Source organism: Bradyrhizobium sp. PRIMUS42, from assembly GCF_023006515.1.
In the GTDB taxonomy this organism is placed as follows: domain Bacteria; phylum Pseudomonadota; class Alphaproteobacteria; order Rhizobiales; family Xanthobacteraceae; genus Bradyrhizobium.
This window is the reverse complement of sequence record NZ_JALBGZ010001585.1, coordinates 1-472: the sequence shown is the minus strand read 5'-3', so window position 1 is coordinate 472 and position 472 is coordinate 1. Positions and strand designations below refer to the sequence as shown.

At 65.0% G+C, this 472-nt stretch carries 1 protein-coding gene; it reads right to left on the bottom strand.

The genetic code is table 11. The features are described from left to right. The coding region (locus tag MOV75_RS41785; protein WP_247008736.1) for a hypothetical protein at positions 1-185 on the bottom strand (185 nt) is incomplete at its 3' end. Between the last annotated feature and the right edge of the window lie 287 nt (positions 186-472).

The window sequence follows — 472 nt, the reverse complement described above, 5'->3', positions numbered from 1 at the left end:
GGTTTCGGCCGCTGTGCCGGCGCTTCCACCGTCACCGGCGGCAGGGCCGATTGGGCCTGCGCGGCCGTCGTGCTGGAGGGAGATTCGGCGAGCAGCACGGCTGCTCCAATGAGAAAACCTGCACGGCGCTTGCCGGCGCGAAGACGATGGCCGCTGACGCGTTGGCCATCCGGATGAGCACGCACGTTCGATTCACTTCCAGGTCAGACACGGCATTGAAGCTCGCGCGTCTAACAGCCGCGGCAGGTTAAGAGAACCGCAGGCGGACTTGAATCGCTCTAGTATTGAATCGTTCTAAGGACGGATCGGCGCTGAACGGCAACTTTCAATTGCCGACGCGCCGGATGCGACACGTCGTGCGCGAATCCGCCGCGGCGTGTCGCGATGTCGTGCCAGCTCACGCGATGGCAGGAGCCGTCAAGTCGTCGAGCTTCCGCTTGAACGCGGCGCCGTCCGACGATGCGCGGAGCGG